This is a genomic window from Microcoleus sp. T3_D1 (assembly GCF_036700405.1).
Classification (GTDB): domain Bacteria; phylum Cyanobacteriota; class Cyanobacteriia; order Cyanobacteriales; family Microcoleaceae; genus Microcoleus.
Genome location: NZ_JAUBOV010000145.1, coordinates 1 through 8,236 on the forward strand (window position 1 = coordinate 1; position 8,236 = coordinate 8,236).

The following is an 8,236-nucleotide window of genomic DNA, read 5'->3' on the forward strand; positions in this document are numbered from 1 at the left end:
AGCCTTGAGCAGCAATAGCTGCTCGATAGCCTGCTTTTGAACAAGCATCTATACATTGATAGTTGCCATGAAGCTCAAATGAGGGACATAGTATTGGTGAGTATTTCTACTCATCGCATAAGTGTTATGCTCCCGTTTCGTCGTCTCTCCCTGAAAAATAACCAAGTAGAAAAAAGTTTGGATCACTTTGTTCAAAAATAGGAACGGACGGAAACCAATCAGGGAATTCTGTCATTGCTTTGTTCTCAGTAATTCAAGATTTATCTTTGCAATTCGTGCAAAAAAAAGGCGATTTCATTGATTCCTCCAGCACTTTCCAAGGTACTCAAGGTATTCTTGACGGTCTAGGTCGTTCGGGACTTCCAGATCGAGGGTGTCCCAAACTAGGTCAAGCAATTGAATCGCTATATCAAAAGTCACTCCTACGGTTTCGCCGTTTTCGCATTCAATGTTTCTTGCTGACTGAAATTGTGCCTGGTCTGCAACTAGCTTTAGGGCTTCCACCGTACCGCCAATGATTGCTTTTAATTCGTCTCTAGTCATGTGACAAAAATGAGTTTTCGCTAACTAAAAAAGGGATAATTGTCCATTTGATTGAACTTGATAGACTTGATTTACTCGTTTCGCTTGGCTCAAAAATGCTTCCTTATCAAGCAATTCGGCTACAAACCGTCGCACCAGCTTGCGACAATATCGAAAGCTATTTATCAGCTTTTCGAGTACGCGAATTCTTGCTTGTACTTTTGCTAATTTTCTTGGGTTCATTTTTGGTTCTGTTGGCTTCAAATTGTTGGCTGTCTGATCGCCCCATTGAACGGGAACGGTATTCGTCACTCGTCACCATTTGTAAATATCTTTGAGCTAGTGCAGGACCACTCTTTGGGTAGTCGGCGAGAAAATAAGCGACTTGCTCTTGTACGCCCTCTGGCAAGTTGTCGGGGACTTCTACGGTTGGATATTGCATGATTGTGAAGTGCGATCGGCTAGGCAGTGATTAATTACCTAGCCTTGAGTTGGAACTAGCTAGCTAAATTAAAAGTATTTAGCTGCTTCAGGATCGACATCAGAAGTAACTCCCGGATTTAATTGAGGCAAATCAGTGGCAGCAGGAATTGCTGGCGCAACTGGCGTAGAGTTGAGCGCGATTGGTACTGGCAATCTGTTGGCACCACAACCTTGGTAATTGGATTGGGTGTCCCAAATCAAATCACGAATACCTTGAGTCTGAGTAAATCCTAAGCACCATTCAGTCATGTTTTCGGTGGTTGGCTTAGTAATGCTTTGAATTCGGATCGCTTCAGACTTTTGTCCTTGAGGCCCGACATATTCACTACCAAATTTAATTTTTGGAGGAAACAGTGCACGAACTCGATCGTCAAAAGAAGTTCGGCGCTTACCTAGGGCTTGACAAAAAGTTTTTTCGGCTTGACTGTAAAACTTCTTTAACTCATCAAGAACGTGCCAGCAAGCGCTCCCGCGAAAGTTGCAAGACAGCGGAATTTCGTGCATTGGAATCATGTCGCTATCTAACAGAAGAAATTGAATCTTAGTGGCGTAAGCATAGGGTTTAACCCCACTAGCTGATTGAGCAGTCTGTTCGATTTCTGCTTTTAAGTCTTGTCCTTCGGGAGAGTTATACCAGCAAATTGGTTGCCCAGCCAATTTTGATGCTCGGTTAGCAGGTGAGTTGGAGTAATACCAGTAGGGCTGAGTTTTGCCAAGAATTGAAACATGAACCTCTGGCATTATTAAAGCCGAGAACGGTTCACCGCCCTTGATGGAAACGGTAGCAAATTCAGTTGGCGGGTCTAACCAAATAGACTTCTCTATTTCGGTTTCAGGGATAACAATATAACCGCGTGAATCAGAGATGGCGTAAGGCAGCGACTCTTCTAGTGGAGAATAATATTCCTCAGAAGCAAGGCTGACATCCAAATCATACATTTTTGCTGTTTGGATTACTTCGACTTCGGCGGTTTCTACTTTGCTGGATTTAGACATTGTTTTTATGATTATTGATTGAGTTGATTGCGGTTTTGTTCGGCCGTACCGCAGGTTGGCGAAGAAGACGTTTGATTATTTTGAATAAACTACTGACCGAACATACGAATTATTAGCAGTAGTTTCAAGGTAATCACAGGCTGTTTGTTCGTCAAAAAACGGATGACCCGTCACTCCACCGTTTTTCCATGCCCACCATCGACCATCTGGGGCTTGATAAATCCACCCCATGTCACGGTAGTTTTCAGCGTAATGGGCAAACTCTGGAAATTGCTTGAATGCAATTGGATTAAATTGCTTCCCGGCTTCAATAGCTTGTCGAATCCTCGTGTGGTGAATATTGGGATGTTTGCGCTCAGAAGCCGTAAAATCTGAGTTGAGAACTACGTAAATCACGTCGTTTTGAACATAAAAGTAACGACGCACTCCTTTCTTGCCAACAATCAACCCAGTACGCAGCCTCGAATCTTGCCAGTAGATTGTACCTTCTAGTTCACTTTCGTTTGCACCAACCAATTGCTCTGGTTCGTTGGTTGCGGGCGACAAAATAGAAGCATCAAGAGTAAGTTGTTGCACGTCTTTTTTGAGTTCTTTCATTTGTGTTTCTAGTTGTTGGATTACTGGAGAAGGTTGCGCTTTGGGTTCTGGGCGATTGTAAAACTCAATATCTTGTTCAATTTTCCGTAAATGAGCGTAGGCGATCGCCTCTTCTTCTGAACCAATCACAGTTCGCTCAATAGCCAATTGAGCATCCATTTCCAACTGGGACAGATAGGCTAAATCGTTAAACTTACGATCGCCTTCGCTTTCCTTGGTAAAAGCTGTCATGAAATTATTGTCAGCCTTTGGCTTTGTCGCATGGGGTAATACGATCATCGTAGCCGCTTGCAAAGCAGTTGATGCTTCTACCCGTCCGCGCCCGTTGTCGCCTCGATTTGGGGGTGCGTCGTCGGTTGTCGTCGCGACGGTTCCGGGTGTTACAGGTTCGGTGATTGTCGTTTGAGCGACAGGAACGCAGCGATCGCACTCACAGAGTCCGTAGGTAGCACTTGAGAACGAATGCTGACCGTTGAAAATATCAGCGCGGTAACGGAAAGGATGGTTGAAAGTTTTGAGTGCAGGCTGTGCTGTGACTTGGTGCAGTTCGGGTTGGGTTGCGGTGATTTCTTGATGGGCGATCGGCGCTGGTGCTGCGGGTGTTTCTTCAGTTTGGGCGATCGGGCTTTCGGTTTCGGTAACGGTTTCTTGAGGTGCGACTTCGGCGGCAGGCTCGGTCGTTCCGGTTTCAACTTGAGAGGCTACTGCGTCGTAGCAATCGCTCTTAGCTTCCCAGTTACCCCGGACTACGGTGTCGGTCAGTCCGCAGCAGTAGCGGTTCCCGTCGATCAAGCGGGCCAGGGGGCAAGTGGCGCAGGTCAGTGCGCTTGCAGTTTGCTCGGCTTCAACTACGGGCTGGGGTTGAGCATCGACAATGCGGCGTTGATAATCGCGGCGAGTGCGGGTGGTGGCTGTTGCTTTCAGTCCGAGGGAAGCGTGGATCTTTTGGATCTCGTTCCAGGTCAGTTGGTCTAATGATTTTTGAGTGTGGAGTGGTAACATGGTGTTGTCTCACTGTAATAGTGGGTCTTTGTAAAAACAGTCGGTGCAACTTTCTCAGGGGCGCATCGGCTGTTTTTTGCTTGTATGGCTATCTTAACTACTCCCGGTAGCAATGTCAACCCCTAGTAGTAAATTCTTTTGGGTATTCCAGATGAGCCATTGGTAGGACTTGTCCTAAACCAATATTTAAAATGTCACAAATCGCTAGAACCAAGTCTAGTGGTACGGTCAAGGCGTGACCATCCTCAATTTTTTGGATATTTTGATGACTGCATTCATGTCCTGTGGTTTTCAATCTTTCGGCAAGTTCCCTCCGGGAAGTTTTACCCCTAAGTTGCTTAAGCCTTGCCCCAAGCCCTTTGCTCCACGATAATCTAGCCACATATTCAAGCGGAATCATGGGTGTCCCCTGTGTGTAATATTTAGATGAAATTTCATTACTCGTAGTTGACATTATAACTCCAATTAACTATGCTGAGTAGTATCTATTTCAGCAAAAAACGAAACTTAGTGCGTAAGTCAACAAAAGCAATAAATGAGAATTAAGTTATGACTACAGCAATATCAGTTTTTGAATTTGAAACTCTGGCCATAAGAATCGCAACTCTTGACGGTGAACCTTGGTTTGTTGCGAAAGACCTGTGTGATGTATTGGATGTGGCAAACCCCAGTCAAGCTTTGTCTCGGTTGGAAGAAGACGAGAAAAATACCATCATTTTAAATGAGGGTAATCGGGGGAACCCAAGCATATCAGTGATTTCAGAGTCCGGGATGTACGCATTAGTTTTGAGTTCTCGCAAGCCGGCAGCAAAGTCGTTTCGTAAATGGGTGACTGCTGAAGTTTTACCCGCGATCCGTAAAACCGGCACATATTCAGTCCCAGTCGCAACACCCGCCCCTGTCCCACAATCATCACTTGACGTACTTGCTCAAAGTCTTCAGGCGCTTACTCAAGTTGCTCAGTCAATGGCGGAAGTAGAGCGGCGGCAACGAGAACAGGAAGCAATTCTGACTCAACTGGTAGCTGGCAAAGAACAGGCCGAAGCGGAATTAGCAGCGCTGCCGCTTTCACAGGAATTGCCCGCCGACATTCCAGCCAGAGGCCGCACCAATATGATCGTCCGCAACTACGCTCAGCGGAACAGCGTTTCCTACTCGGCTATTTGGAGCAAACTCTACCTAGAACTTTATTACCGCTACAAGTTTGATGTAAAAGCTCGGTGCCGACGCAGCGGTCGCAAGCCGCTAGATCAAATAGAGGTTGATGGAATGTTGGAGGCTTTGTACGCGATCGCATCTGAAGTTCTGGCTTAGCCATAGACTTTTAATGTGTCAACTAATCTAAAGCAAACAAAATGCACAAATCAATCCAAATAATCGCAGCCACAGTATTAAGCCTTGCCACTGCGGCACCGCTTCAAGCTCAACAGCCGCAATGGGTAGAAATAGCTCAGACAGGAAGTGGCGATCGAGTCTTTTTCGACACCGCTTCTCAAGTCCGACTGTTTGATGCCGGAGTCAAACAAAATACTTTTCGGACTGTGACTCTGGCCACTGTTCCCGGAAGGCGGTCTTTGCGATCGCGATATCAAGCCGATTGCTTCAAGGGAACTCTGGCATTGCGGGGACTCGAACTGGTGAATGCCCAGGGCACTCCGATCCGAGACGTTCCCTTAGATCGCGCAGACAAAGACCCGATCGTACCCGCCAAAGATACGATCGCCCTGGATATCTGGCGATATGCCTGCGCGCAATTTTAGAAGCTAACGTTCATCAAAATAATCAACCCCAAACAGTAGAAGTGTTCGGGGCTGACAAATGGCAAGTTCGCAACTTTGAACTTTGAACTTTTCCAAAAATACAATATCATGCCATCCCAATTTTTACTAGAACAAAATTCAATTCCCGTCCCTCGCCAGTTGGCCGCCACGATCGGACTTGAAGAAGCAACCGTATTCCAACAGCTTTGGTACAGCCTACAAAACCCGCAGATGGGCGGAACAGTCAGAAACGGGCAGAAGTGGATCAGAAATCCGATCGAGTGCCGGGACTCAGAAAAACAGCAACGGGCGGCAGAACACGGCAAAGCGATCGACTGGTTGAGCAATTTCCCCTTCCTGTCCGTCTACAAACTCAGACGCATATTTGCGAAGCTTGAAAACCTGGGTCTAGTCATTAGCCGGAAATTAAGGGCCTCAAGATGGGATCACTGCAAATATTACACTATTGACAATAGCAAGCTGACTGAACTGTTGAAAGCATTGAAACTCTCGATTTGTCAATTCTCAACAAATCGATCTGTCGAAAACTTACAAATGGATTTGACGACTGCCAGCAAATCATATCAAGATACTATTTCAAAGAAAGTTCTTCAAAAAGAACCTCTCACGGAAAGAGCGAGCGCGACTGTTTCAGTCAAAACGGAAGATAAAGAAACCAGCCAACAGACTATCAATTGCCAAGTTGTCAAAAAACAAGACTTAACCGCAGAACTAACAGCCTTGCAAGTTGAGAAATGTTCCGCGCCGTCGAGTTCGGTTGAGCGTCAGAAATTCTATGAGACGCTGCTGGCATATTGCTACCAGCGGGTAGACATTGACAAACCTGAAGGCTATGCGAATTGGGTGATGAAGGAATCTAAATCCAAGACCCCAGAGGCTTCTGTGGCGATGCTGTGGGCCGAATTTGAGTCAGGTGAGGAGTTAGGCAGTCGCATGGTTCCCGCTGGCTACAGGTTGCGCGGTGTGCCTGAGCAAGTCGTCATGGAGGCAATCTCTAAAGATTGCATCAGCAAGGTTGGTGCTACGGCAACAGAAGCCGCCAAGAGCGCTGCGGGTCAGTTGAGTCGTCTACCAGTCGTTGCGGCGGTAGCCAATGCGGTAAAATTGCAGTTAGAGCGTTGCATTGAAAACGCAACAAAGCAGGTAGAATTAGGCATACCGAAAGAACAGGCATTTTTGAATAATTTACCAACTTACGCAGTAGCAGCTTGCACCGAAGTTTCAAAACCACAAATCACGGAAACCAAAATGACTGAAGCAATAGACTCAACAGACCCCTATGCGCTAACTGAGGAAAATCGGGCGGCTAGAAATAAGGCTGTCGAGGCGATTAACGCAGCTAAAGTCATGAACGCCAAACTTCCAAGACGGTTAAGCAAGCGAGAGCAAATATTGGCAGCAAATATGGCTGCTGCGGCTGAATTTGTAGCACTGCTACCTGCAAAAGTTGAAGAAGTGGCAAAGCCATCGGTTGTCGAGAAACCCGTTGAAGACGAGCCGATATTGTGGTAGCACCAGCAAACAAGTTAATAGAAACAGAAAGCAATGAAACAGTTAAAAACGGCAGTCAGCGATTCACGTTACAGAGAACAAACAGATAATGAACGTCAGTTACGGTTCTGGAAAGATGACCAAGAATACTTGGACAAGAAAAAGAAAGAAGGTAAGGCTACTGTCCGTTTTGGTTGTACAAAGGGGTTGTTTTCACTGTTGAACTGAACACCAGTCTAATATGTCGGGCAACAGAAACAGATAGATATAAAGAAAATGAAATAAATAAAGCTATAATAGACTTTGCTATACAATCTTTAGCTGCTGCGGAAGATGGCGTTTGGTATTTTAATAGAGTTGAAAAATGGTACAGAAAACCGTTACCAGATATTTTGATTGAGTCTCTAAAGTTTGAAGTTTGACTATACTAGCGTTACCTTTCTATTTACACTGTATTATCCAAAAAAGGTTTAACAATGAAATCTACTATCTTCAAAGAAATACAAAATGAAAGAGATTATCAAGATAAACGGTTTGGCAAACAACCCCGGTCTTTAAAACCTACGCTCTACCTTGCAGTGTTAACGGAAGAATTAGGCGAAGTAGCAAGAGCGATTATAGAAGGTCAAAGCGAGAACTATCGTGCGGAATTAATACAGCTTGCCGCTGTTGCGGTCGCAGCTATTCAAGAATTTGACGAAGGTTCAGCAACCTACGATTTAGACGAGGTTTGTCCGCCAATTGTTTATGCTTCCCAAGGTCAACTCAACAAAGCAACTAATACCCGCAAAAACTGAAGTAGTAGTCAAGCCAGTAGTTGTTGAGAAACCTGTTGAAGACGAGCCTATCAAAAGGGACGCCGATCGAATCGAACGATCAAGTTTGCCGGTCAACAGTAGTTGCGTCACGGGGTCTCGACTCCCATCTTCAACAGTGCATTTCCGGGACTGGCCCCGCCACGTCCAAAAAACGACTATTGCTTACACGCAATTTCACCGGAAAACGAGCGAGAAGCCCCTGGCTTTAGACATGGGGAGGAAAGCGGCTGCGACTTCAGTCGCCTTGAATCAAAAGCAATATGAATAGCCATCTTTTTTGTGAATATGTTTGCAATATTTATGACTAATTCCTGCCACTCTTCCTTCTGGTGTGGCGATGTCAAACGAACCGGATGCACGACAAAGAACTCGTCCCACATAATAGCCGACTTTCTTGCCTGCGGTGACTGTCGCGCCAACGATATCGCCAGTCTGAAAACAGAAATGAATTTGCTTTCTCGACTTGTGACGAATTGGGAAGCCAAACCGATCCGTGCCACACATTTGTCGAGTACCGTGTCCTGCTGCTTTTATTAGCAGCGGTTG

Annotated in this window: 10 protein-coding genes and 1 pseudogene; 5 read left to right on the forward strand and 6 right to left on the reverse strand. The window is 45.6% G+C overall.

What is annotated here, in order from left to right:
• Positions 1–294 precede the first annotated feature (294 nt).
• From QT992_RS32370 to QT992_RS32390, 5 genes are all read right to left on the reverse strand, one after another.
• Positions 295–543: a hypothetical protein gene (locus QT992_RS32370; protein ID WP_333378645.1), complete on the reverse strand. Its 249-nt coding sequence runs from the start codon at positions 541–543 to the stop codon at positions 295–297.
• A 157-nt stretch (positions 544–700) separates the two neighbouring features.
• Entirely contained in the window at positions 701–964 is a 264-nt protein-coding gene (locus QT992_RS32375) for a hypothetical protein (RefSeq protein ID WP_333378648.1), read from the reverse strand.
• 68 nt (positions 965–1,032) lie between these two features.
• The gene (locus QT992_RS32380) at positions 1,033–2,001 is read right to left on the reverse strand and encodes a DUF5895 domain-containing protein (RefSeq protein WP_333378650.1); all 969 of its coding nucleotides are present in this window, start codon (positions 1,999–2,001) and stop codon (positions 1,033–1,035) included.
• A gap of 75 nt (positions 2,002–2,076) precedes the next feature.
• Positions 2,077–3,600 carry a hypothetical protein gene (locus QT992_RS32385; RefSeq protein WP_333378653.1) on the reverse strand — a complete coding sequence of 508 codons (1,524 nt, stop codon included), beginning with the start codon at positions 3,598–3,600 and terminating at the stop codon, positions 2,077–2,079.
• Positions 3,601–3,715: 115 nt separating this feature from the next.
• On the reverse strand, positions 3,716–4,054 hold the full coding sequence (locus tag QT992_RS32390; protein ID WP_333378655.1) for a helix-turn-helix transcriptional regulator: 339 nt from the start codon (positions 4,052–4,054) through the stop codon (positions 3,716–3,718).
• Positions 4,055–4,149: 95 nt separating this feature from the next.
• Here QT992_RS32390 and QT992_RS32395 point away from each other — a divergent pair, with 95 nt between their 5' ends.
• From QT992_RS32395 to QT992_RS32415, 5 genes are all read left to right on the forward strand, one after another.
• Positions 4,150–4,914, forward strand: a complete 765-nt coding sequence (locus tag QT992_RS32395) for a BRO family protein (RefSeq protein ID WP_333378658.1) — start codon at positions 4,150–4,152, stop codon at positions 4,912–4,914.
• A 41-nt stretch (positions 4,915–4,955) separates the two neighbouring features.
• Complete coding sequence (locus tag QT992_RS32400) at positions 4,956–5,360, forward strand: hypothetical protein (RefSeq protein WP_333378661.1); 405 nt, start codon at positions 4,956–4,958, stop codon at positions 5,358–5,360.
• Positions 5,361–5,468: 108 nt separating this feature from the next.
• A complete protein-coding gene (locus QT992_RS32405) occupies positions 5,469–6,893 on the forward strand; it encodes a hypothetical protein (protein ID WP_333378664.1) in 1,425 nt (474 codons plus the stop codon).
• A 33-nt stretch (positions 6,894–6,926) separates the two neighbouring features.
• The gene (locus QT992_RS32410; protein ID WP_333378666.1) at positions 6,927–7,100 is read left to right on the forward strand and encodes a hypothetical protein; all 174 of its coding nucleotides are present in this window, start codon (positions 6,927–6,929) and stop codon (positions 7,098–7,100) included.
• A gap of 248 nt (positions 7,101–7,348) precedes the next feature.
• The gene (locus QT992_RS32415) at positions 7,349–7,669 is read left to right on the forward strand and encodes a hypothetical protein (RefSeq protein WP_333378668.1); all 321 of its coding nucleotides are present in this window, start codon (positions 7,349–7,351) and stop codon (positions 7,667–7,669) included.
• A 270-nt stretch (positions 7,670–7,939) separates the two neighbouring features.
• Here QT992_RS32415 and QT992_RS32420 read toward each other — a convergent pair.
• Positions 7,940–8,236, reverse strand: a pseudogene (locus QT992_RS32420) (RNA-guided endonuclease IscB); the annotation flags it as partial.